Source organism: Curtobacterium sp. KBS0715 (assembly GCF_005938005.2).
Classification (GTDB): domain Bacteria; phylum Actinomycetota; class Actinomycetes; order Actinomycetales; family Microbacteriaceae; genus Curtobacterium; species Curtobacterium flaccumfaciens.
This window is the reverse complement of record NZ_VCCA02000001.1, coordinates 2,233,696-2,256,569: the sequence shown is the minus strand read 5'-3', so window position 1 is coordinate 2,256,569 and position 22,874 is coordinate 2,233,696. Positions and strand designations below refer to the sequence as shown.

Annotated in this window: 24 protein-coding genes and 1 pseudogene; 13 read left to right on the top strand and 12 right to left on the bottom strand. The window is 71.5% G+C overall.

The features are described from left to right. The first annotated feature begins 280 nt into the window (after positions 1-280). The 4 genes from FFG40_RS10775 (at position 281) to FFG40_RS10760 (ending at position 4,700) form a co-directional block, all read left to right on the top strand. Complete coding sequence (locus FFG40_RS10775) at positions 281-1,153, top strand: carbohydrate ABC transporter permease (protein ID WP_228516251.1); 873 nt, start codon at positions 281-283, stop codon at positions 1,151-1,153. Next, positions 1,153-1,983, top strand: a complete 831-nt coding sequence (locus FFG40_RS10770; protein WP_111224544.1) for a carbohydrate ABC transporter permease — start codon at positions 1,153-1,155, stop codon at positions 1,981-1,983. Before FFG40_RS10775 ends, FFG40_RS10770 begins: the two co-directional genes overlap by 1 nt. A gap of 56 nt (positions 1,984-2,039) precedes the next feature. Next, positions 2,040-3,377, top strand: a complete 1,338-nt coding sequence (locus FFG40_RS10765; RefSeq protein ID WP_138803164.1) for an ABC transporter substrate-binding protein — start codon at positions 2,040-2,042, stop codon at positions 3,375-3,377. Positions 3,378-3,500: 123 nt separating this feature from the next. Continuing rightward, positions 3,501-4,700, top strand: a complete 1,200-nt coding sequence (locus FFG40_RS10760) for a glycosyltransferase (RefSeq protein WP_260678861.1) — start codon at positions 3,501-3,503, stop codon at positions 4,698-4,700. A 47-nt stretch (positions 4,701-4,747) separates the two neighbouring features. On the opposite strand, the gene FFG40_RS10755 is transcribed toward FFG40_RS10760, so the two are convergent. Further along, complete coding sequence (locus tag FFG40_RS10755) at positions 4,748-5,590, bottom strand: hypothetical protein (protein WP_138803163.1); 843 nt, start codon at positions 5,588-5,590, stop codon at positions 4,748-4,750. A 130-nt stretch (positions 5,591-5,720) separates the two neighbouring features. Between FFG40_RS10755 and FFG40_RS10750 the strand changes: the two genes are divergently transcribed. Further along, positions 5,721-6,233, top strand: coding sequence for a hypothetical protein (locus FFG40_RS10750; RefSeq protein WP_138803162.1), 513 nt, complete (start codon positions 5,721-5,723; stop codon positions 6,231-6,233). Positions 6,234-6,248: 15 nt separating this feature from the next. Here FFG40_RS10750 and FFG40_RS10745 read toward each other — a convergent pair whose 3' ends face one another. From FFG40_RS10745 to FFG40_RS10725, 5 genes are all read right to left on the bottom strand, one after another. Further along, a complete protein-coding gene (locus FFG40_RS10745) occupies positions 6,249-7,598 on the bottom strand; it encodes a cation:dicarboxylate symporter family transporter (RefSeq protein WP_138803161.1) in 1,350 nt (449 codons plus the stop codon). Positions 7,599-7,781: 183 nt separating this feature from the next. Then, on the bottom strand, positions 7,782-8,795 hold the full coding sequence (locus tag FFG40_RS10740) for an endonuclease/exonuclease/phosphatase family protein (RefSeq protein WP_138803160.1): 1,014 nt from the start codon (positions 8,793-8,795) through the stop codon (positions 7,782-7,784). Positions 8,796-9,016: 221 nt separating this feature from the next. Further along, a complete protein-coding gene (locus tag FFG40_RS10735) occupies positions 9,017-9,697 on the bottom strand; it encodes a hypothetical protein (RefSeq protein ID WP_138803159.1) in 681 nt (226 codons plus the stop codon). A gap of 100 nt (positions 9,698-9,797) precedes the next feature. After that, complete coding sequence (locus FFG40_RS10730; protein ID WP_260678860.1) at positions 9,798-10,457, bottom strand: response regulator transcription factor; 660 nt, start codon at positions 10,455-10,457, stop codon at positions 9,798-9,800. A gap of 5 nt (positions 10,458-10,462) precedes the next feature. Beyond that, complete coding sequence (locus FFG40_RS10725; protein WP_185974160.1) at positions 10,463-11,545, bottom strand: HAMP domain-containing sensor histidine kinase; 1,083 nt, start codon at positions 11,543-11,545, stop codon at positions 10,463-10,465. Between the two features lie 135 nt (positions 11,546-11,680). On the opposite strand from FFG40_RS10725, the gene FFG40_RS10720 reads away from it, so the two are divergent. The 5 genes from FFG40_RS10720 (at position 11,681) to FFG40_RS10700 (ending at position 16,315) form a co-directional block, all read left to right on the top strand. Further along, positions 11,681-12,475 (top strand): hypothetical protein, encoded by a 795-nt coding sequence (locus FFG40_RS10720; protein ID WP_138803156.1) that lies wholly within the window; start codon positions 11,681-11,683, stop codon positions 12,473-12,475. Positions 12,476-12,531: 56 nt separating this feature from the next. Then, positions 12,532-13,197 carry a DedA family protein gene (locus FFG40_RS10715; protein ID WP_138803155.1) on the top strand — a complete coding sequence of 222 codons (666 nt, stop codon included), beginning with the start codon at positions 12,532-12,534 and terminating at the stop codon, positions 13,195-13,197. After that, positions 13,194-13,964, top strand: a complete 771-nt coding sequence (locus FFG40_RS10710; protein ID WP_138803154.1) for a hypothetical protein — start codon at positions 13,194-13,196, stop codon at positions 13,962-13,964. The genes FFG40_RS10715 and FFG40_RS10710 overlap by 4 nt, the downstream gene beginning before the upstream one ends. A gap of 44 nt (positions 13,965-14,008) precedes the next feature. After that, positions 14,009-14,761 (top strand): ABC transporter permease, encoded by a 753-nt coding sequence (locus FFG40_RS10705; protein WP_138803153.1) that lies wholly within the window; start codon positions 14,009-14,011, stop codon positions 14,759-14,761. Between the two features lie 219 nt (positions 14,762-14,980). Beyond that, complete coding sequence (locus FFG40_RS10700) at positions 14,981-16,315, top strand: glycosyltransferase (protein ID WP_138803152.1); 1,335 nt, start codon at positions 14,981-14,983, stop codon at positions 16,313-16,315. An 84-nt stretch (positions 16,316-16,399) separates the two neighbouring features. Here FFG40_RS10700 and FFG40_RS10695 read toward each other — a convergent pair whose 3' ends face one another. Further along, on the bottom strand, positions 16,400-17,155 hold the full coding sequence (locus FFG40_RS10695) for a GntR family transcriptional regulator (RefSeq protein ID WP_138803151.1): 756 nt from the start codon (positions 17,153-17,155) through the stop codon (positions 16,400-16,402). Between the two features lie 239 nt (positions 17,156-17,394). Between FFG40_RS10695 and FFG40_RS17315 the strand changes: the two genes are divergently transcribed. Together FFG40_RS17315 and FFG40_RS10690 are read left to right on the top strand one after the other, a co-directional pair. Next, complete coding sequence (locus FFG40_RS17315; protein WP_260678859.1) at positions 17,395-17,688, top strand: hypothetical protein; 294 nt, start codon at positions 17,395-17,397, stop codon at positions 17,686-17,688. A 9-nt stretch (positions 17,689-17,697) separates the two neighbouring features. Further along, a complete protein-coding gene (locus FFG40_RS10690) occupies positions 17,698-19,566 on the top strand; it encodes a phosphocholine-specific phospholipase C (protein WP_260678858.1) in 1,869 nt (622 codons plus the stop codon). Between the two features lie 132 nt (positions 19,567-19,698). On the opposite strand, the gene FFG40_RS10685 is transcribed toward FFG40_RS10690, so the two are convergent. From FFG40_RS10685 to FFG40_RS17405, 3 genes and pseudogenes are all read right to left on the bottom strand, one after another. Beyond that, a complete protein-coding gene (locus tag FFG40_RS10685; RefSeq protein WP_138803150.1) occupies positions 19,699-20,133 on the bottom strand; it encodes a hypothetical protein in 435 nt (144 codons plus the stop codon). A 48-nt stretch (positions 20,134-20,181) separates the two neighbouring features. Continuing rightward, positions 20,182-20,847, bottom strand: a complete 666-nt coding sequence (locus FFG40_RS10680; RefSeq protein ID WP_138803149.1) for a hypothetical protein — start codon at positions 20,845-20,847, stop codon at positions 20,182-20,184. 240 nt (positions 20,848-21,087) lie between these two features. Further along, a pseudogene (locus FFG40_RS17405) lies at positions 21,088-21,174 on the bottom strand (winged helix-turn-helix transcriptional regulator); the annotation flags it as partial. Between the two features lie 421 nt (positions 21,175-21,595). Here FFG40_RS17405 and FFG40_RS17305 point away from each other — a divergent pair. Further along, positions 21,596-21,751, top strand: coding sequence for an aldo/keto reductase (locus tag FFG40_RS17305; protein WP_260678857.1), 156 nt, complete (start codon positions 21,596-21,598; stop codon positions 21,749-21,751). 47 nt (positions 21,752-21,798) lie between these two features. Here the strand turns inward: FFG40_RS17305 and FFG40_RS10665 are convergent, their stop codons facing one another. Together FFG40_RS10665 and FFG40_RS10660 are read right to left on the bottom strand one after the other, a co-directional pair. After that, positions 21,799-22,041: a hypothetical protein gene (locus tag FFG40_RS10665; RefSeq protein ID WP_071247969.1), complete on the bottom strand. Its 243-nt coding sequence runs from the start codon at positions 22,039-22,041 to the stop codon at positions 21,799-21,801. 190 nt (positions 22,042-22,231) lie between these two features. Beyond that, positions 22,232-22,870: a 4'-phosphopantetheinyl transferase gene (locus FFG40_RS10660; RefSeq protein WP_138803148.1), complete on the bottom strand. Its 639-nt coding sequence runs from the start codon at positions 22,868-22,870 to the stop codon at positions 22,232-22,234. Positions 22,871-22,874 lie beyond the last annotated feature (4 nt).

Sequence of the window (22,874 nt, the reverse complement as noted above, 5' to 3'; positions counted from 1 at the left end):
AGGTGAACGCGCGGCGTGCGGCGGTGAACGTCGGCACCCGATCGGCGGAGGGGTTGAACGCGGCGTGAACGGGTGACGGCGGGTGGTCGACGTGCCTTGACCGGTCTCCGGCCCCCGCCGCACAGTGGAGTCGTTCCCGGTTAGGGAACGTTCCCTACTCGGAGGAGTCCGCCCCATGACGGTCCCCGTCAGGTCCGGCCTGGTCGCCGGTCCCCCGCGTACCGCAGGGTCGCCGCGGTCGCCGCGTCCACCCCGAGCGACCCGGACGACCCGGTCCTCGTTGCGCTCGGACCGCCGACTCGGTCTGGTGCTCCTCGCCCCGGCGCTGCTCGCGTTCGCGGTCTTCGTCTTCTACCCGCTCGGCCGCGTCCTGGTCCTCAGCACCCAGGGCACCGACATCTTCGGTCAGCCGGCGGGCTCGGTGGGGCTGCAGAACTACGTCCGCACGTTCACCGACCCCGCCTTCGGACGGACGATGCTGACCACCGCGGTCTTCTGCGTCGGCGTGGTCGTCGGCCGGATCGTGTTCGGTCTGCTCGTGGTGATCCCCCTGACCGTGAAGCTCCGCGGCCTGCCGGTCTTCCGCGCACTCCTGACGGCGCCCATGGTCGTGTCCGTGTCAGCGGGGTCCGTCGCGTTCGCGGCGATGCTCGCACCCGGCAACGGGCTGCTGAACACGGTGATCACCCAGTTCGGCGGCGCGCCCGTCCCGTTCCTGACGAGCACGCAGTGGGCCCTGGCGAGCGTCATCGTCGTGACGATCTGGGGGTCGCTCGGGTTCACCGTGCTGCTCCTGCTCGGAGCGTTCGGCGCCATCGACCAGGACGTCATCGAGGCGGCGCACCTGGACGGTGCCGGGCCCGTGCGGACACTCTGGTCGATCTCCCTGCCGCTCGTCACGCCGACGCTCTTCTTCGTCGTCGTGACCGGCACCGTCGAGGCACTCACGACCTTCGGGCAGATCCAGATCCTCACCGGCGGCGGTCCGGCCGACTCGTCGAAGACCCTCGTCTACGCGATCTACCAGCAGGCGTTCGGGTCCGGCAGCGCGAACTTCGGCCTCGCCGCCGCGCTCGGGGTCGTCCTGTTCCTGCTGGTCCTCGGGCTGTCGCTGGTGCAGTTCGGCGTGCTCGAGAAGCGGGTGAACTACTGATGCGCCCCGTCACGGCACGCCGACTCCGGAGCGTCTTCGTCTACGCCTGGCTCGTCATCGCGGTCGTCGTCGTCTGCTTCCCGCTCTACTACGTGTTCGAGGGCGCGCTCACCCCGACCCGCTACCTGGACCAGGGCCTGGCCGGTCTGGTGCCGATCCACCTGACGCTCGACAACATCGTCCGGGCCACGCAGGTCGTCCCGCTCGGGCAGCAGTTCCTGAACAGCGTCGTCGTCACCCTCGCCCAGACGGTGCTGCAGGTCGTCATCGGCATCATCACCGCCTACGCCCTGGTGTTCTGTCGACTCCGGGGCACCCGTGCCCTGTTCCTCGTCCTGCTCGCCAGCATGATGATCCCCGGCGAGACGACGCTGATCGCGAACTACCTGACCGTCTCGTCGTGGCACCTCATCGACACGCTCCTGGTCGTCTTCCTGCCGTTCGTGGCCTCGGCGCTGACGATCTTCCTGTTCCGCCAGGCGTTCCTGAGCTTCCCCGACGAGCTGCGCGAAGCCGCGGTGCTCGACGGCGCCGGACACTTCCGGTTCATCCGGTCCATGCTCCTGCCGCTCACCCGCCCGACGCTCGTCTCGGTCACCCTGGTGAGTGCGACGGCCGCCTGGAACGGGTTCTTCTGGCCGCTCCTCGTCACGAACTCGCCGGAGCACCGCACCGTGCAGGTCGGCATCGCCCAGCTGTCCGACGCCGAGGCCGCCGACATCGGCGTGGTCCTCGCCGGTGCAGCCATGGTGACCCTCCCCGTCCTGGTCCTGGTCCTCGTCGCCCAGCGGTTCCTCGCCGGTGGCCTCACCGCCGGCGCGCTCAAGTGACGACACGTCCGCTCCCCTCCCCGACCCCCGCCCGCCCCACACCCGAAGGACGCACCATGCCCGCACGTCGCTCCACCACCCTCACCGCACTCGCCACCGGGGCCGTCGCGGTCCTCGCCCTGACCGGGTGCTCCACGTCGAGCTCCGCGTCGGACAGCTCCGGCCCCGTCACCGTCGACTTCTGGCACGCCATGTCCGGGCCGCCCGCGACCGAGCTCGACGCGCTCGTCGCCCGCTTCAACAAGGAGAACGACCAGCACATCACCGTCAAGTCGTCGTTCCAGGGCGACTACGCGGCCGTCCAGACGAAGTACACGGCGGCGGTCCAGTCCGGCTCGACGCCGGACCTGCTCATGATGAACGACGTGTCGACCGGTTTCATGATCGACTCCGGCCAGACGGTGTCGCCCGCGAAGATCAGCGGCTCGAAGTCGGGCACCGACACGATCGCGCCGGCCGCCGCGACGTACTACAGCGACGGCAAGCAACTCGCGGCGATGCCGTTCTCGGTTTCGATGCCCGTGCTCTACCTGAACAAGGCACTCGTCGCGAAGGCCGGCCTCGACGCCACGAAACCGCCGAGGACGCTGGCGCAGGTCGCGACCTGGGCCGAGAAGATCCACGCCGCGACCGGTGGCTACGGCATGAGCATGAACATGGGCGACTCGTGGATGCTCGAGGAACTCACCGCCTCGGGCGGCCAGGCGTTCTGCACGCCGGAGAACGGGCGGAAGGGCAAGCCGGTCACCGGCGTCTCGCTCACCTCGGACACCCAGGTGCAGTTCATGACCACGCTGCAGAAGCTCTACCAGGACGGTGCCGCCCTGAACCCCGGCACCGACTCGACCGTGCAGAACTCGGCGTTCTCGAGCGACAAGGTCGGGATGCTGCTGACCTCCTCCGGCGCCTACACGACGGTCGACCCGGACGGCTCCAAGTCCGTCGTCGCCCGGTTCCCCTCCACGTCGGCCTCCGACGACGCGGGTCAGGTCATCGGCGGCAACGCGCTGTGGATCTCCGGCAAGGGCCACTCGTCCGCCGAGCAGCAGGCGTCGTACACGTTCGCCGAGTGGCTCCAGACGCCGGACGTGCAGGCCGAGTGGGCGAAGGCGACCGGCTACGTCGCGATGAACACCGACGCCCAGGACACCACCGTCGGCAAGCGCTCCCTGTCCGACCCGAACATCGCCACGATGTACCAGCAGCTCACCGACGACCCCACGAGCGTCGCCGCGGCCGGCTGCATCACGGGCGCGTTCCCGACGGTGCGTGCCACCGTCATCGGCGCCTTCAACCGGATCGTCGAGGGTGCCGACGTCGAGTCGACGATGCAGGACGCGGAACAGCAGGCCGGCAAGCAGATCGAGTCCTACAACGAGGCCGCCGGCAAGTGAGCACGGTCGGCGCGTGAGCGCCCCGCGAGGCTGACCAAGGGTTCATGGAGCGCGACCGCCGTTCGCCATACGGTTGTCTGACGAAGCGGGCAGGCAGCCCGCACGGACGATCGGAGCCCTGTGGTGTCTGCTGCGAACGGCCGGCCCGGCTACCGGGCTCCGGCGCCCCTGCGCATCGTGTTCTCGTTCCCACGGGGCCGGGGACACCTCGCGCCGATGCTGCCACTCGCCCGCGCGGCCAGCGCAGCCGGACACCGGACCGCACTGAGCGGCGCACGCGAGGCCGTCCTCGAACAGACCGGGTTCTCGCACCGGCAGCCGCGCAACGTGGAGCTGCCGGCGAGCAGGCCGGGCACCGGCACCCTGACCCCGATCGACCCGAGCACGGTGCTCACCCGCGTCCCTCAGGTGTTCCTGGGGGACGCGGCCGCCGGGGCAGTCATCGACGTCGGACGGCTGGTCGCTCGGTGGACGGCTGACCTCGTGGTCTGCGGGGAGTTCGACTTCGGCGCGATGACCGCCGCCGAACGAGCCGGGGTGCCGTGCGTGGTGGTCCTGGCCTTCGCCTCGGCCGGCGGGACCTGGCGCGACGCGGTGCGGGAGCCGCTCGAGGCGCTCCGCCGACGCGCAGGGCTCGGGCCCGACCCGCAGCAGCAGATGCTCGGCGGGGCGCTCACCGTCATCCCGTTCCCGGCGTCGATGCGATCCGGGCACGAGCTGCGTGGCCGGGTCATCCGGATGCGACCGGACACCTGGTCGTCACCGCCGTCGGATGCCGCGGCGTGGTTGGCCGCCGGCGACGGACCGCGCGTCTACGTCACGCTCGGCACCGAGTTCAACACGAAGTCCGGCGACCTGTTCGCCCGACTCATCGACGGGCTCGCCGCCCTGCCGGCACGGATCCTCGTGACGACCGGACCCTGGGTCGACCCGACGACCTTCCCGGTGCCGGAGGGCCCGGGAGCGATCCGGATCGAGCAGTACGTCCCGCAGGACTCGGTGCTCGGGCTCGTGGACCTCGTGGTGAACCACGGCGGATCCGGATCGGTGACCGGGGCGCTCGCGCACGGCGTGCCCCTGCTGGTCCTGCCGCTCGGCGCGGACCAGCTGCCGAACGGCAGCTGCGTCGAGACCCTGGGCGCCGGACTCGTCCTCGACGCCGCGACGGCGACCCCGGAGGACATCCGCACCACCGCGTCGCGACTCCTGACCGAGCCGGCGTTCCGCGTCGCGGCCGGACGGATCCGGACCGAGATCGCGACAGGCGAACCCCCGGCCGTCGTCCTGGCCGCCGTCGAGCGCCTGGTCGGCTGGTCGCCCTGACCAGCGCTGACGAATGCTGACGAGCGGACGACCCGACGACCCGCGGGTCACCGCACCAGGCAGATCGTGCGGAAGTCGACGTCCGGGCCGGGCCGTGTGTACGACGAGCCGCTCTCGAGCCAGTCGGCGGTCGGCGCGATCTGGTCGGGGACCATGTCCTCTTCCGACCGCGCGTCGATGCCCTCGGACGCCCAGTACTCCCGGACTCCGTCCACGTCGCGGTTCGCACCCTCGATCACGGTGTGGTCCTCGGGCAGGAGCTCGTTGCCCTGCTCGTCGGTGTACTCCCCCGGGTCGTACCAGTACATCCACCGCACGCCCTGGTGGGCGTTCGACAGCTGGCAGTCCTCGCTGTACGCACCACCGGCTCGCTCGCCATCGCGGTAGGCGGACTTCCGGTCGCCGCCGAGGATCCGCACCGTGCGGTCCCCGATCCGCTCGAGCGTGGCCCGGGCGTCACCGTCGGCGAAGTGCCGCTCGGCGGCGGTCGGCGGCTGCGCCCACTGCTGGGCGTCGGCGGCCATGCTCCGCACCTGTGACGTCAGGACCAGGCCGTTCCACGGCACGGCGATGACCAGCACGATGACCGCCGCGACGACGGCGACCAGTGAGTGGCGCGGTTCACGCCGGCGAGCCCGGACCTGCACGACGAGCACCACCACGGGGATCGCCACGGCGAGCACGGCGCCGATGACCAGCCGCGTCAGCACGCCCCCTGCTCCGAGCCGGTCGTCCATCGACCCGAAGTCGCGCGCCAGGTACGCCCCGATCTGGACCGCCCAGCTCACGACGAGCAGCACCGGCAGCACGAGCGCGATCGCGATCGCGTTCCCTCGCCCCGTCGTCGGGCCCGTCCCCTGGTCACGCCAGTCCTGCTGTTCCGTGCCCATGCCGGCCCCCGCCCCCGTGGTGTCGGGACCATCCTGCCAGCAGAACGCGCCCCGGGCCGCGAGCGACGCCTCCGCCCACCCCCGAAGCGGTGGTGCCCCAACGGCACCTGTTGCTGCCAAGATGACCGACGTGACCACGACCACGTCTCGCGCCGATCCCGACGCCGCTGCCGACGGCTTCGAAGGCGGCTGGTTCCGCGTCGACGACGACCTGGAGCACCTGGACGACGTGGTGTGGCGACTCGCCACGGACGCGGACGACACCGCGACCACCCCCGGCCCTGCCGCCGTCATCGTCGGTGGCGAGCCCCGCGAGCACGTCGGTTCGACGCTGCCGTTGGCGCAGCTGGCGGAGATCGACGTGGCACGTCAACGCACCGTGCGGAAGCTCTGGCTCAGCCCGATCACCATCGTGGTTTGTCTGCTCGTCGTGACCGCGCTCGAGGTCTCGGGGCTGCCCTGGCGCACCGACCTCGGTCGGCAGCTCCTGGTCGGACTCGGTGCGATCGTCCCGGTCGACGCGCTCTGCACCGCTATCTGGTGGCGCATCACCCGCGACCCCTCGGGCGCCGTCGTCCGCAAGATGGGCGGACACCGGACCCGCCAGCAGTACGACCAGCAGCGCGCCGTCCTCGAACGCTGACCGCGCCCCGCCCCCTCAGCGAACCGGCGCCGACACCGCGGCTGCACCCGCAGCAGGCTCCGCCTCCGACGACGGCCGCACCCCTCGACCAGGACGCAGCACCGCGTCCACCCGCTCTCGGTCGAGCTCGCCCTGCCACCGCGCCACCACGAGGGTCGCGACGCAGTTGCCGAGCAGGTTCACGCTCACCCGCATCGCGTCCATGATCCGGTCGGCACCGAGCAGCAGCGCGACGCCAGCGACCGGGAACAGCCCGAGGCTCGTCGCCGTCGCGGACAGCGCCAGGAACGACGAGCCCGGCACCCCGGCCATGCCCTTCGACGTCAGCAGCAGCACCCCGAGTGCGGCGACCTGCTGCTCGAGCGTCAGCGGCACCCCGAACGCCTGGGTCAGGAACAGCAGCGAGATCGACAGGTAGATCGCCGCCCCGTCGAGGTTGAACGAGTAGCCCGTCGGCACGACGAGCCCGGCGACGCTCCGTGAGACGCCGACCTCGGTGAGCCGCGTGATCATCCGCGGCAGCACGGCCTCGGTCGACGCGGTACCCAGGGCCAGCCCGAACTCCGCGCGGGTGTGCCAGACGAACCGCCAGATCGGCACGCCGGACAGCAGCCGCCCGCCGACGAGCAGCGCCACGATGAACACCGCCGCCGCGCCGTAGCAGGCCGCGATCAGCAGCCCGTACGACCCCAGGGTGTCGATGCCGTACTGCCCGACCACGTACGACATCGCCCCGAACGCACCGAGCGGCGACAGACGCATCACCCAGCCCAGGATGCGGTAGACGACCTCGAGGCACAGGTCGAGGCCCCGCACGAGCGGCCGCGCACGGTCACTGCCGATCGCGGCGATCGCCGCGCCGACGAACACCGCGAAGACGAGCACCTGCAGGATGTCGTTCGTCGCGAACGCGTTCCCGACGCTCGACGGGATGAGGTCGAGGATGAAGGTCCCCGCGTCCGGAGCCGTGCCACCGGCGGTCTTCGCCGCCACGGCGGAGGCGTCGAGCGACGACGGGTCGATCCGCAGGCCGGCCCCGGGGCGCACGAGGTTGCCGACCAGCAGGCCGAACACGAGCGCGCACGACGACGCGAGCAGGAAGTAGACCATCGCCTTGCCGGCGATCCGTCCCACGGAGCGCAGGTCGCCGACGTGCACGATGCCCGTCACCACGACGATGAACACGAGCGGCGCGATCACCATCTCGATCAGCCGGATGAACCCCTGCCCGACGACGTTCAGCACCGGCGCCGCCGCAGGGAAGCAGACCCCGACGGCGATGCCCAGGGCCACGCCGATCGCGATCTGCACGAACAGCGAGTGGTACCAGCGGGCGGGAGCACGATCCGTGGTGGTGACGTCCATGCATCCACCCCACCGCGCGCGTGTTTCGACGACGTTGCGAGTCTGTTCCCACCTGCCGCGCCGCACGCCCCCCGAAACAGGGCCGCACGCCCACCGAAACAGGGCCGCACGCCCACCGAAACAGGGCCGCACGCCCACCGAAACAGGGCCGCTCGCCCACCGGAACAGGGGCCGCCGTCCGGGTCAGCTGCCGCCGACGACCGTCAGGGTCGGGCGGTGCCGAGCACCGGACTCGTCCTGGCTCGTCAGCACGCTCCACGACCGCACGACACCGGCCGACGGACCGACCAGGGTGTGGTCGATGGGCATCGCCAGCCGCGGATCGAGCCACGTCGGCCACGTGCCGAGCGCCGCGGCGTGCACGGTCGACGCGGCATCGCTGCACGACCCGAGCCGCCCGCCGTCGAAGCTGTCGACCGATCCGTTGAAGTCCCCCGACACGACCACGTCAGCGCCGCGGCCGCACTGTTCGCCGACCCACCGCAGATCGGTCCGCCAGCCCGCCAGGCCCCGCCCGATCGGATGCGGCGCGTGCACGGCGACGATCGTCGGGATCGACGGCCCGGACACCGTCATCGTCTTCACCGGATCGACGCCGGGCGACATCGACGCGCCGGACGCGCGGTCGGCCCCGACGAGCACCGCCACCTGCGTGTCGTCACCACCCATGAAAAGACGCACTGGCCGACCGTGCTGCCCCATCGCCCGCGCCACCGCAGCGGCGGCCCGTTGGTCGCCCGCGTCGGGGAGCACGACGACGTCCGCGCGTGCGGACAGCGCCGCACGGGCGATTCTCTGCGGACCGACGAGTCCTCCGTTGGTGTTCCACTCGAACACCCGGAGCGCACCCCGGGCACCGTCGCCCGGCCGCACGTCCCATCCCCGCACGCCGAGCACCGCCGTGTTCGCGACGGCGACGACGAGCAGGAGCGCACCGAGTGACGCAGCGCCCAGCCGCACGGCTCGCGTGCGTCGCAGGACGACGGCGACGAGCACCAGGGCGACACCGACGGCGGCCAGTCCCGCGGTCACGAGGGACCGGGCCGGCAGCACGGCGGCGAGCACCGGAGCCCGCCCGACACCGAGCCACGGAGCGGCGACGAAGACGGCACCGAGGACGGCACCGAGGACGGCACCGACCAGCAGCACGATCACGACCACCACGGCGGTCTGGACGGCAGCACGACGACGAGGCACCCTCGGATCATCGCGGACGGCAGCCTGCAGCCGCCGGTGAACGGCGACCTCCCGCTGAGGATCCTGCTGGATCCCTGCGCGCGCCCCACCCGCAGCGGCACCGGGGACCTGCCCACGCCGTGGGGCGTCACGACACCGGACTGGAGGCCCGGTGCCAGCTGGCACCGGGCCTCCAGTCCGTCGCCGCGCACGTCGCGGGCCGCGCGCGCGACCGCGGGCAGCTAGCTGCCGTTCGCCTCGACCACGTGCCACACGAGCATGCCGACCGTCACGAGGGTGCCGAGCACCGAGACGATCGCCGCGACGACGCCGAGTCGGCGACCGCGGCCAGGCGGCACGATCGCGACCACCGCCAGGATCGACGCGACGAACTGGAACGGCCACCCGAGCACGAACACCGACGGCCAGCAGCTGCTGTACAGCCCGGTCAACGCGAGGAACAGCGCGAGCAGGGCGATCCCGAGCCGGTTCGCCCCGGCGGTCTCGGCGGTCCCGCCGTCCGAGTCGTCGCCGAGTGGGCCGCCCGGGTACGGGTTGTCAGGGCGGAGCGCCTGCAGCGCCCGGATCCGTTCGGCATCGAGCGCACCGTCGCGGGCACGCGCCGCGTCGGCCAGCGCGAGGGCGTCGTTGCCGTGCCCCGCAGCCTCGTGCTGGGCGATCGCCCACGCGAAGAGCGCGCGCTGCCGGGGGTCCGAGCGGGTCGCGGCGTCGACCGCCCAGCCGAGCGTGGTGAGGAAGAGCAGGCCCCCGAACGCGAGCAGGACCGCGCGCCCCGGCTCGTCGGGATCCACGCGGAAGAGCACCACGCTGCACGCCACCATGCCGACGCCGAACAGGGCCGTCGCCCCGATCTGGCCGCGCCAGTAGCCGTTGCCCGAACTCGCCCCCGCGGGTGTGGTCATGCAGCGACCCTAGCGTCCGGGTGCCGATGCTCGAGGACCCGCAGCGAGCCGATCGTTCGTCGACTCGCTCGTGCCCCCCCTGGGAGCGGAGGCGGGAGGATCAGGTCGGAGTGCCGAGCTGGTAGCCGGTGCCGCGGATCGTCGTGATGAGGTCCCGGTCGGTCTTCCGCCGGATGTAGTGCACGTACGTGTCGACCGTGTTCTCCTGCTCGCCGTTCTCGAACACGGCGGAGAGCAGGTGCTTCCGCGAGAACGCGCGCGCTGGCTCCGCCGCGAGGAACCGGAGGAGGGCGCTCTCCTTCTCGGTGAGCAGGATCCGCCCGGAGTACGGCGAGTGGATGCTGTGGTCGTCGGGGTAGAAGGTCCAGCCTCCGATCTCCACCCCGGTCCCGGTGCCGGTGTAGTCCCGGGTGAGGGCTCGGAGTCGGGCAGCGAGTTCGTCGAACTCGAACGGCTTCACGAGGTAGTCGTTCGCTCCGGCGTCCAGACCGGAAACGCGGTCGCGGAGTTCACCGAGTGCGGTGAGCATGAGGACCGGGGTACTGATCCGTCGGCTCCGGATGGCACCGACGAACTCGGTGCCGTCCATGCCGGGGAGCCGGCGATCGACGACCATGACGTCGAAGTACTGCTCCACCGCCGCGATGAGCGCCTGCTCACCGTCCGGCGCGAGGACCACGTCCCAGTCGTCGCGGAGCACCTCGGCGACGAGCGGCCCGAGCCTGGGGTCGTCCTCGACGAGGAGCAGCCGCTGTCCCATGGCGTTCATCCTTCCCCGATCGTCCGTGTCGTGGTCGGGATGTCCGTCGGTGCGTGGCGTGTCGGGATCCAGAGGGCGAAGACTGTTCCCTGATCGCCGGTGGACTCGACGGTGACGGCTCCTCCGGCGCGGACCGCGATCTCCCGGACCAGCGCGAGCCCGATGCCGTACCCCGTGCGCGTCGCGGCGAGTTCCGGGCCGGGCCCGGTGCCGTGCGCGAAACGTTCGAACACCCGCGCCGGGGCGATCCCGGTGATGCCCGTGCCGTCGTCCTGCACGCGGACGCACACTCGGTCGGGCTCCGATGTGGTGGTCACGGTGACGCTGCCGCCCGGTGGGGTGTGGCCGATGGCGTTGTCGGTGAGGGCGACGAGACACCGGTGCAGCTGTGTCGGCGTCAGGGCCACGGTGGCGCTGTGGTCGGCCACGCGGAGGCGTACCTGCCGTTCGGCGGCCAGCACGCTCATGTCGCGGCGGAGCACCGCCAACCCGTCCTCCAGACGTGTGACGCCCGGTTCGGTGGGTGTCCCGGCAGCGGCTCCGAGGAGGTCGTCGACGATGTCGATCAGGATCCGCGTGTCGCCGGTGACCTCGTCCACGATGCCGCGGCGCGGATCGTCGGCGGGTGTCTGCATGCGGAGTCGTTGCACGCGGGCATGGAGGACGGCGAGCGGTGTGCGCAGTTCGTGACTGGCGTCCGCGACGAAGGTCCGCTGCACACGCAGCGCCTCGGTCAGCGGGCGGACCGCGCGGCGCGCGATCAACCAGGACGCGACTCCCGCGAAGACGATCGCGAGCCCGCCGACCCCTGCGATCGCGACCGTGAGATCGACGGTGTCCAGGGTGATGTGCACGTCGAACGGGCCGGCCTGCTCCCGCTGCTGGCCGGGGGTGAGCTGCCAGACCACGTACGCGACGACCAGGGCGATGATCCCGACGACCAACGCGGCTGACACTGCCGCGACGCGCACGGCGATCCCGATGACCGAGCGTCGAGACGCGAGGCGATCCGCGTCCTGGTCCGGCTCGCGACGGAGCGACCAACGTGCAACGGCATCGACGAGTCGATGCCATGTGGTGCCGATCATGCGGTCGCTCCGTTCCTTCCCGCGAAGCCGACCAGATCGGTCCACCGGGATTTCTTGGTGAAGTCTTGCAGGCCCCTTCGTACCGTCGTCAAACCGAACCGGGCAGCAGGCCCACGGCACGACGAGGAGCACGCCATGACCCATCTGACCGACAGGCCCCGCCCGCTGCGCAACAAGGTCCCCGACCCGACCCCGTCGTTCTGGATCATCAAGGTCCTCGCCACGACCGTCGGTGAAACCGCAGCCGATCTGCTCAGCGACACCCTCGGGTTCGGTCTCCCGCTGACGACGGCCGTGATGGCCGCAGTGCTCGTCGTGTTCCTGGTGCTGCAGTTCCGGACGCGGGCCTACCGGCCGGTCACCTACTGGGTCACGGTCGTGCTGATCAGCATCGTCGGGACCTGCATCACCGACAACCTCACCGACGGGCTCGGCGTTCCGCTGGGTGTGAGCACGACCGTGTTCGCGGTCGCTCTCGCCGTGGTGTTCATCGCCTGGTACCGGACCGAGCGCACGCTCTCGATCCACGAGATCGACACCACCAGGCGGGAAGCGTTCTACTGGCTGGCGATCCTGTTCACCTTCGCGCTCGGCACCGCGGCCGGTGACCTCATCGCCGAGCAGACCGGCCTCGGCTACCTGCCGTCCCTGCTGTTGTTCGCCGCAGCGATCGCCGCAGTCACTGCCGTCTGGTTCATCGGCCGTCGCGGTGCCGTCACCTGCTTCTGGATCGCGTACATCCTCACCCGTCCGCTCGGTGCGTCGACCGGGGACCTGCTCTCCCAGCCGACACACGACGGCGGGCTCGGCATCGGGACCATCACCACGAGCATCGTCTTCCTCGCCGTCATCGCAGCGCTCATCGCATGGATCTCCGTCGGCCGCCACGAACGCGTGCGGACCGGCGCCCACGAGCAGCTGTCGTCGTGATCGCCCGGTCCCGCTGACCGAGTCCCCTTCGCCCGCACCCAGCCGGAAAGGCCACGATGCTCACCGTCCCGCTCGCCGTCCACCTGTTCGACGCCGGATCCGTCCTGCACGCGTTCGGCCCCGCCGTCCTTGCGGGGATCGCAGTCCTCATCTTCATCGAGTCCGGGGTGCTGTTCCCGTTCCTACCCGGTGATTCGCTCCTGGTCACCGCAGCGATCACGAGCGCTGCACTGGGCATCGCGCCATGGCAGGTCGCGGTCGTCGCGTCGATCGCTGCCGTCGCCGGGGACCAGGTCGGCTACTGGATCGGTCGACGCTTCGGCCGCCGGCTCTTCCGTGCGGGTGCACGGGTACTCACGACCGCTCGGTTGGACGAGGCCGAAGCGTTCTTCACCAGGTGGGGCGGGCTCTCCCTGGTCCTCGGTCGGTTCGTTCCGGTGGTCCGGACCTACGTCCCGCTCGCGGCGGGAACAGCGGACATGCACTACCGCAGGTTCATCCTGTGGAACGTCGTCGGTGCGGTGGGCTGGGCCTGCGGACTCACGGTGGTCGGGGTGCTGCTCGGCGGGATCCCGTTCGTGGCGCGCAACATCGACGTCCTCATGATCGTCGTCGTCATCGTCTCGATCCTGCCCATCCTGATCGGGGTGGTCCGAAAGCGAGCGCGCAGCCGGACCGACAGGAGCCGCCCGGACGAGCAGCCCGTGGCGAGCGACCGATGAGCGTGACCGGCACCCGGACACTCCCGAACCGGGTCGCGGAACCGTCCGGGTCGTTCTGGGTGATCAAGATCCTCACCACGGGGATGGGTGAGGCGCTGTCGGATCGGCTCGTGACCCGCTTCGCCCCGGCCCCCACGGTACTGATCACCGCGGTCGTGTTCGTCGTGGTGCTCGCTGTCCAGTTCCGGTCTCGCCGGTTCTCGCCGTGGAAGTACTGGTCGGCGGTGGCGATGGTCGCAGTCTTCGGCACCATGATCGCCGATGTCGCGCACGTGGTGGCAGGGATTCCCTACCTCGTCTCCACACCGGTGTTCCTCGCAGTCCTCGTCATCGTGTTCGCCGCGTGGCGACGAACCGAGGGGACCCTCGACGTGCACACCGTCACCACCACCCGACGTCAGGGGTTCTACTGGGCAACCGTGATCGTGACGTTCGCCACGGGCACTGCGGCGGGTGACCTCATCGCCTCGACGCTGCACCTCGGGTACCTGCTCGGTGCCGGCGTCTTCCTGGGCGGGATGGCGGTGGTCGTCGCGCTGCGGCGGACGAGGACCCTCGGCCCGGTCGCGGCGTTCTGGACCGCGTACGTCCTGACCAGACCGCTCGGCGCATCGGTCGCGGACTGGCTGGCCGTCTCCCCGCTCCGAGGTGGACTCGGCTACGGCACCGGCTTGGTCAGCGTGATCGCGATGCTCGCGATCCTCGTCGTCATCGCGATCACGAGCGACCGCCGACGTTCTGGTCCACGCACGGCAACTGACGGCTGACACCGTTCCGGCCGTACAGTGCACCAGATGAGCGAGCAGCTGACATGACCGAAGACGTCCTGGTGCGCACGGTGCTCGGCGTCCTTGCGCTCGTCGCGACGGCGACCGTCGTCCTGCTCGCTGCTCGCGCGTCGGCACCCTGGGCTCCGGCAGCGGCGATCGCGCGAGGTGTCCTGCAGCTCGCTGCCGTCAGCCTCGTGCTCACCGGTGTCATCCGATCGCCCGTCCTGATCGGTCTTGCGCTCGGGGTGATGTTCATCGTGGCGACGTGCACGTCGGCCCGTCGGCTCGGGGACCTCCGGACGATGGTGCTGCCGGTCGCCGGAGCGATGGCGTCCGGCATCCTGGTCAGCGCGGTCGTCGTCTTCGGGAGCGGAGCCATCGCGCTCTCGCCCCGCTACGCACTTGCGCTCGGCGGCATCGTCATCGGCAACGCGATGTCGATCGCGACCATCGCCGGTCGTCGCTTCCGCGAACTCGTCGACGATCGGTGGGACGAGGTCGAGGGGTGGCTCGCGCTCGGAGCGACACCCGGCCGCGCCACCGCGGACCTGGTCCGACGCGCCGTGAGTGCCGCCCTGGTGCCGACGGTCGACCAGACGAGGACGACCGGGCTCGTCACCCTGCCCGGCGCATTCGTGGGGGCCGTGTTCGGTGGCGTGTCCCCGCTCGAGGCCGGGCGCTTCCAGATCGTGGTGCTCGCCGCGATCATGGCGACCGGCAGCATCACCGCCGTGCTGCTGACCCGTCGGCTCGCCCCGGTACGGACCAGGCCGGCCGTCGAGACGACCCGCTGACCGCTTCGCGAGGCCGGCAGCGTGCGCCGGTCCGGAGCGCGAGCGGTACTGCAGCGGGAGCGCCCCGACTACTGCAGACGGAGTACGTCAGCCATGCGCCGACGTGTGTGCGGTCGTGTGCTCGAGGACTCTCACCCACTCCCAGTCCGTGCCGCGCCACGCGCCTGCTCGCCGCGCCTACGCTCCGAGCGTCCGGCCATCCCCGACGGAAGCGGCCCCGTGTCCTCGTACCTGCTCTGCGCCCCGCCCGTCTACGGCCACCTCGCGCCCCTCGTCGACGTGGGACGCGACCTCGCCGAGCGCGGCCACGAGATCACCGTGCTGACGGGGTCCAAGTACCGCGACCTCGTCGTCGGCGCCGGGCTCCGCTTCGTGGCCCTGCCGGCCGACGCCGACTTCGACGACGCCGAGCTGCAGGACCGGCTCGCCGACGCCACGGCGGCCCGCGGGATGGCCGTCGTCCGCGAGGGCATCATCGCGATGTTCGTGCGGCCGATCCCCTCCCAGTACCGCGCGTTGACGGCCCTGCTGGCAGCGAGTCGGTTCGACGCGGTGCTCGGCGAGGCGACGTTCACCGGGCTCGCCCCGTACCTCGCGCTGCCGCCGGGCGACCGCCTGCCCGTGCTCGGGATAGCGACCACCCCGGTGACGCTCACCAGCGTCGACGCCGCCCCGTTCGGCACCGCACTCGCGCCGGGTCGCGGGCCGCTGGCGCGCGTGCGCAACCGACTGCTCACCGCCGCGATCCGGCCCGTCCTCACCCGCCCGCTGCAGCAGGCCGTCGACGCCGTGCTCGCCGAGGTGGGGGCGCCGCCGTCGCAGACCGGGACCTTCGACTTCGCCTACCGCTGCTTCGACACCCTGTTCCAGCTGAGCGTCGCGGAGCTCGAGTACCCGCGGCGCGAGCTCCCCGACTCGGTCCGGTTCGTCGGTCCGGTCGTGGCCCGCTCGGCACCGACGCCCGCGGCCGACCTGCCCGCGTGGTGGGGCGACCTGGACACCGACACCCCGGTGGTGCTCGTGACCCAGGGCACGATCGACACCGTCGACCTCGGCCGGCTCATCACGCCGACGCTCCGCGCGCTGGCGGACGATGACGTCCTCGTCGTCGCGACCACCGGTGGCCGCCCGGTCGACCAGGTCGAACGCACGCTCGGCACGGGGCTGCCCGCGAACGCCCGGGTGGCGACCTTCCTGCCCTACGACCAGCTCCTGCCGCGGTGCAGCGTCGTCGTCACGAACGGCGGGTTCGGCGGGGTGCAGCGTGCCCTCGCACACGGCGTGCCGCTCGTGGTCGCTGGTTCGACCGAGGACAAGCCGGAGGTCGCCGCCCGGGTCGCGTGGGCCGGGTGCGGGCGGAACCTGCGCTCCGGGACGCCACGGCCGGTGGCGATCCGTCGGGCGGTCCGCGAGGTCCTCGCCTCGCCGACCCACCGCGCCCGCAGCCGTGAGGTCGCGGCGTCGATCGCGACCCTGCCCGACCCCGTGGACGTCATCGAGGCCGGGCTGGCGGCGGCCGTCGCCGCCGCCGCGGACGGCTCACAGCGACGCTGATCCCGCCTGCCGGCCCACGCCGTGCGGTCGAGTGGAGCCGGACGGGAGGCACGGTGCCAGCTGACACCGGGCCTCCCGTCCGGCTCATCCCGCGTCGTCGTGCCCGGTGCCGGTCAGCGGTGTCGGTACCGTTGCGGACGCCGTCCGGATCCGGAGCGGCACGGTGCCGGCGACGTACCGGTCGTCGCCCGCCTCGAGCGGGCGGCCGTCCTCGGCGGTGCTGGACCGACGCACCTGCAGGAGCGCCGCTCCGGGCCGGACCCCGAAGAGCGCGGCGTCGGCGTCGTCCGCCAGCAGCGCGTCCACGGTGGTGACGGCGGCACCGACCCGGATGCCGAACCGGTCCTCCAGGGTCGCCGACACCGACGTCTGCCCGCCCGGGATCGTCCGGATGACGGCGGCGACCCACGGCGCGTAGGCGGTGCGCTCGAGCATGACGTCGACACCGTCGAGGGAGCGCACCCGCACGACGTGCAGGACACGCTCGTCGTGCGCGGCGCGGAAGAGGCGGCGCTCACGCACGGTGGCCGGCCGTTCCTCGACCGCCACGACCCGACCGCCGGGCTCGTGCCCCCGTGCCCTGGCCAGCTGACCGAAGGACTCGAGCGCGCCGGCGTCGTGGCCGAGCGACGTGGTGCGGACGCGCCAGCGAGACCCGGCCCGTGCTGTCAAGACCCGCCGGTCGCGGAGCAGCCCGAGCGCGTTCCGCACGGTGCCACGGGCGACGGCGTAGTCGGCCGCCAGGTCGTGCTCCGCCGGCAGGACGCCGGTGTCGTCGAACTCACCGCGGAGCACCCGGTCGGCGAGGTCCTCGGCGAGGTCCCGGAACAGTGGTCGCACCCGGTGATCCTCCCCCGCCCGGCACGAGCTGTCCAGGTGCGTCGTGGTTCTCGTGGCAGGGACCCCGGAAGCACAGGGCCGAGCCGCGGCGCACCTGGACAGGTCGATCCCGACTCCACCGGACGCGTTCACCCCGCTGCCACGACCGGGCAAGGCACGGTTCAGCGCACCTCGTTGTCATGCTGACGGGCGCTCCTCCCCCGCAGCGCCCGCACTCCCACCGACCTGGAAGGCCTGCGATGAGCACGAGGAAGCCCGAACACGGCGCACCCGACGTCAACCTGGACGCCGCCCCACCGCTGACCCCGGACGCCGCGTACTCCGCCGCGGTCCGACCCGGAGTCAGTCGCCGGAACGTCCTGATCGGCGGCGCGGCCGCGATCATGGCCGGTGTCGCCGCCGGCTCCGCCTCCGGTCCGGGCGCGGCCGACCGTGCCAGCGCCGCGACCGCCCGTGCCGTCCCCACCGGCACGATCGCCGATGTCGAGCACGTCGTCGTGCTCATGCAGGAGAACCGGTCCTTCGACCACTAGTACGGCACGATGCCCGGGGTCCGCGGGTTCTCGGACAAGCAGGCGCTCGAGCTGCCGACCGGACACGACGTCTTCCACCAGCCGTCGGCGGCCCGCACCGACGGTGGTGCGATGCTGCCGTTCCGGCTCGACACCACCCGGTTCAACGCGCAGAACGCCGACGGCCTCGACCACTCCTGGGGCGGTGGGCACACCGCCTGGAACGGCGGTGCCTGGAACCGGTGGGTCGACGCGAAGAGCGCCCAGACGATGGGCTACTTCACGAGCGAGGACATCCCGTACCAGCGCGCACTCGCCGGCGCCTTCACGGTCTGCGACGACTACCACTGCTCGCTCAACGGGCCCACGACGCCGAACCGCCTGTACCAGTGGTCCGGCACCATCGACCCCCGCGGTGCCCAGGGCGGACCGGCGACCGACAACCCGGCCGACTACGAACCGGTGTTCGCCTGGACCACCTACGCCGAACGACTGCAGGCGGCCGGGGTCACCTGGAAGACCTACGCCAACGACGAGGTCGGCGACAGCTCCGCCGACCCGTACGTCGGCGACTACGGCGACAACCCGCTCTGGCTGTTCGAGCAGTACCACCGTGCGCTCGCGTCCTCCGACCCCGCCCAGCAGGAACTCGCCGCGCGTGCCGGGCTGCACGACGGGTGGAAGCCCAACTCGGGCAAGGGCCTCGACGTCACCCACCTGCTCAGCCAGTTCGGGCAGGACTGCGCGACCAACAGCCTGCCGACCGTGTCGTACGTCGTCGCCCCCTACGGCTGGAGCGAGCACCCGGCGGCCAGCCCGGACTACGGCGCCCACTACACGAACGCCGTCGTGCAGGCGCTCTTCAGCAACCCGGACACCTGGGCCTCGACAGTCCTGCTCGTCAACTACGACGAGAACGACGGGTACTTCGACCACGTCGTCCCCCCGTTCGCCGAACCCGGCACCCCCGACGAGTACGTCGACGGCCTGCCCATCGGCATGGGCGCCCGCGTGCCGATGACCGTGGTGTCCCCGTGGAGCCGTGGGGGGTGGGTCAACTCGCAGGTGGCGGACCACACGTCCGTGATCCAGTTCCTCGAACACGTCACGGGCGTCCGCGAGCCGAACATCTCCGACTGGCGACGGACCGTCTCCGGGGACCTGACGAGCTGCTTCGACTTCAGCGCCGCCGACACGAGCATCCCCGGCGCCGACGTGGTCCCCGGCATCGAGCAGACCCGCGCGCTGGTCGCTGCCGCCGACGCGGACCAGGCGAAGCCGCCCATCGAGGAACCCGCGATCGGCGCGCAGACCGTGCCCGTCCAGGAGCCCGGCACCGTCCGCCGTCGGAGCCTGCCCTACCGGCAGCACGCCGACGCGACCGTCGACCACCGCACCGGTCGGGTCACCGTGACGCTCGCGAACGACGGCCGTCAGGGCGTCAACTTCCTGGTCTACCCGAACACCGCGATGCCGTTCGCCGCCCACCCGAAGACCGTCCCCGTCGGCGCCACCGCCGACTGGGCCTGGGACACCACGACGACCGCCGGTGCCTACGACGTCAGCGTCTACGGACCCGACCGGTTCCTCCGGCGCTTCGCCGGCACCGTCGCCGTCGGTGCTCCGGCGACCGGCGGCGTCCCGCACGTCTCGGTCGTCCGGGACACCCGCGGTCGGCGCACCCTGCAGCTCCTGCTCGAGAACACCGGCAGGGGCGAGCTCCGCTTCGTGCTCGTGGCCAACGACTTCGTCGAGCACCGCGAGACCGCACACGTCCGCGGCTCCGGGCACAAGACGATGCACTGGCCGCTCGACGAGTGGGGGTACTACGACGTGGTCGTCACCGCGGACGGTGTGCCCGGGTTCCGGTACCGCTTCGCCGGACGCGCGGAGCGCTGAGGCGGGCCGACCCGCGTGGGTCGGCAGGGGCGGTCAGGCCGCGTCGACGACGAGACGGGAGGCCCGGCGCCAGCTGGCACCGGGCCTCCCATCTCGTCTCGTGACCGTCTCACGTCCGTCCCGCGTGCCGTCTCACGCGTCGGCTTCGGCTTCGGCTTGCGCAGTCTGCCGAGCCAGCGCCGCGTCCAGGAAGCGTTCGACGAACGGCAACGCCACCACGATCGCGCCGACGGCGGCCGCGACGGGGACGTTCAGCGTCCAGCCGCGCAGGATCGAGTAGATGGTGGCGCCGAGGACGACCCACACCACGACCGTGAGCGGCCGCACCGGACCGGCGTCGGCGAGCAGGTTGACCGCGTCGACGGCCGCGGGCAGCCCTCGCCGTCCGAGCAGTGTCAGCATGACCCCGATGACGATGAGCCCCGTCGCCCGGACGGTGCCGACCCACGCGACGTCGCTCGCCGGATCCGCCAGCACACGCTGGATGAAGACCACCGCTGCCAGGACCCCGACGGCGAACAGGGCGACGATCACGAGGACGGTCAGGAGACGGACGGAGCGGCGCACGAGGACTCAGCATAGGGACCCGTCACGGCGACCCGTCGCACCGGCTCGCTAGGCGACGACCACCTGCGCGTTGACCAGGATGTCGTGCAGGTCGGGACGGAGCGCATCCTGCGAGGTCGTCCGCACCTTCACGATGAGCGCAGCGCCGGGCTTCGCGAAGGCCCGCGCGACCGTCGCCGACCAGGACCCGTCCGTGTTGTGCCCGGCGATCGACAGGAACTGCGCGGTGCCGCCGGTGATCGTCGGCAGGAGCTGCTCCTCGAGCCGGTCGGCCGGCAGCCCTGCGGCAGTGAACAGCTGCTCGGTGGCGGTGCGGTCCCCGATCGTCGGGTCGAGGTCGGTCAGCCGCTGCTGCGTGATCGTCGCCACGGAGCCGTCGGCGTTCGTGTACTCCCGCGACCCGGTCGTCGGGTCCTCGCCGGTCTGCTCCCAGCCGTCGAGCGCCGAGACCTGGAGCCCGAACGCGGGCAGCGTGCTCGCCGAGAGCGCGTCGCCGTCCTCGAACGTGAGGTCCTTCGTGGCGGAGTCGGCGGTGGCCGGCGCGGTCGGCTTCTCCGTCGGTACCTGCGTCGGTGCCGATGTCGGTGCCGATGACCGCGGTGTGGCGCGCTCCGCTCCCGGTGCCGTGGTGCCGGTCCCGGCGCAGCCGGACAGTGCGAGCACGGCGATCACGGTCGCCGTCCCCGCGGTGGTGATCCTGGATGTGATGGACATGTGGTTCCCCCTCGGATCCCGCCGTGCGCCCCGTGCACCGGTGGGTCCGACTGGAGAGCCTACGGGTCGGAGCGGTGGTGCGCCCAGGACCGCGGCCACCACGAGGACGCCCCTTGACGACGTGTCACTCGGTGACGTCGAACCGTGCCTGGTGTGCGGCGACGTCGTCACGGTGGGCCCCGACCAGCGCTTGAGCTGACGGACGGTCTCGTGCAGCGACAGTCCGAGTCCGGTGAGCTCGTAGGTCACGGACACGGGGACCGTCGCGATCGCGGTCCGTGCCACCAGGCCGTCGCGCTCGAGGGACCGGAGCGTCTCCGTCAGCATCTTCGGACTCACCCCGGCGAGCACCCGCGCGAGCTGACTCCCCCATGAACGACCCCATCACCGCAGGACTCCCCGGCGGCGCCTGGACACTCGGCGATCGCGTCGTCAGCCGGTTCGGGTACGTCGCGATGCAACTCGCCGGCCCCTGGGTCGTCGGCCTGCCGGAGGACCACGACGGCGCGATCGCGGTGCTCCGCGAAGCAGTCGCCAGCGGCATCACCCACGTCGACACCTCCCAGACGAAAGGCCCGCGGGTCGTGAACGACCTGATCCACGAGGCCTTGCCCCCTTACCGGTCCGACCTGCTCATCGCGACCGAGGCGGGCGGGCGACGGGGACGCGCAGGGCGGTTGGCCGCCCGGGAGCCGGACGAGATCCGGACGCGTGCAGAACGGCTACAACCCGGCTCGGAGCGACGTCGATGTCCGTCGCGCTCGCCTGGCTGCTGCAGCGTTCCCCGAACGTACTGCTCACCCCGGGCACGTCGTCGGTGGCGCACCTGCGCGAGAACATCGCCGGTGCAACGATCACACTGTCGAAGGACGACGTGCGGCAGCTCGACCAGATCGCGGGGTGATCCGCGGTGCCGGGCGTGCGCACACGCGACGTCCGACACCGGTTCGGCTACGAGTCCTCGGCCGCGTTCCGAGCACGGTTCCGTTCCTGCCTGCGGGTGAAGGACACCGACGCGAGTTGCAGGGCGGCGAGGATGATCCAGACGATCGCCATGGTGGTGTGGAACCCGGACGGTTCGACGATGGCGAGGACGAGCCAGATCAGGGCGAGGACCACCCACGTCCAGGCCAGCCACGGTAGGGGCCTCCCGATCATCCGTTCGAGCAGGGTGCGCTGCTTCGTCTCGGTCATGGGGGTGACGCTACCGCTCCTCCCGACGCCTCCGTCAGCCTGCTGGTGGCGTCTCGCGCAGTTCTGGGGACGTCGTCGTCCGGCGCAGCGGTCACGGAGAGGAGGCCGATCGAGACGTGGCCGGCGGACGCTTCCCTTCGCTGCCTTCACCCGGAAGCGTCTCGTCCTTCTCGAACTGGACTGCCGCTGGCTACTGCTGCACACGGCGGGCAGTCGCCGCGGTGACGATGAGGCCCGACCCGGTGACCCATCTGACGTCGATGTGCACGCCAGGCAGCCCGGGTGTGGTCTGGATCGTTCCGTCTGCATGTACCTCGGTGATCGCGATGTGGAGTGCTGGTTGGAGTTGGGTCTGCAGCTTGAAGACGGATTCCTTGGCGCTGAAGAGCAGGCGGTCCCAGTTGGTGCCGGCCGACAGGTAACGGGTTGCTGCGGTCTCCCCCGCGGTGAGGATTCCTTCTGCGACCCCGGGCGGCAGGGGTGCGTCGGGTTCGGCATCCACGCCGACGGCGAGGACGTGTTCGCGTTTGGCGACGACCGCGGCCCGGTACCCGACGCAGTGGGTGATGCTTCCGACGATTCCTGCCGGCCAGACAGGCGCACGGTCCACGCCGACGGGGATGCTGGTCATGGGTTCGCCGAGCGCCCGGAGGGCTTCTCGTGCGCAGGACCGTGCTGTGCGGAACTCGGCGAGGCGTTCGGGCGATGCGTACGCGAGGGTCGTCTCTTCCTGTTCGAAGAGTTCGAGGTCAGTTCGGTTGCCGAAGGTCTCGTCGGTCGCCGTGTGGTTCTCGAAGAGGGCGGCGGCAAGGGAGCCTGATCCGTTCACACTT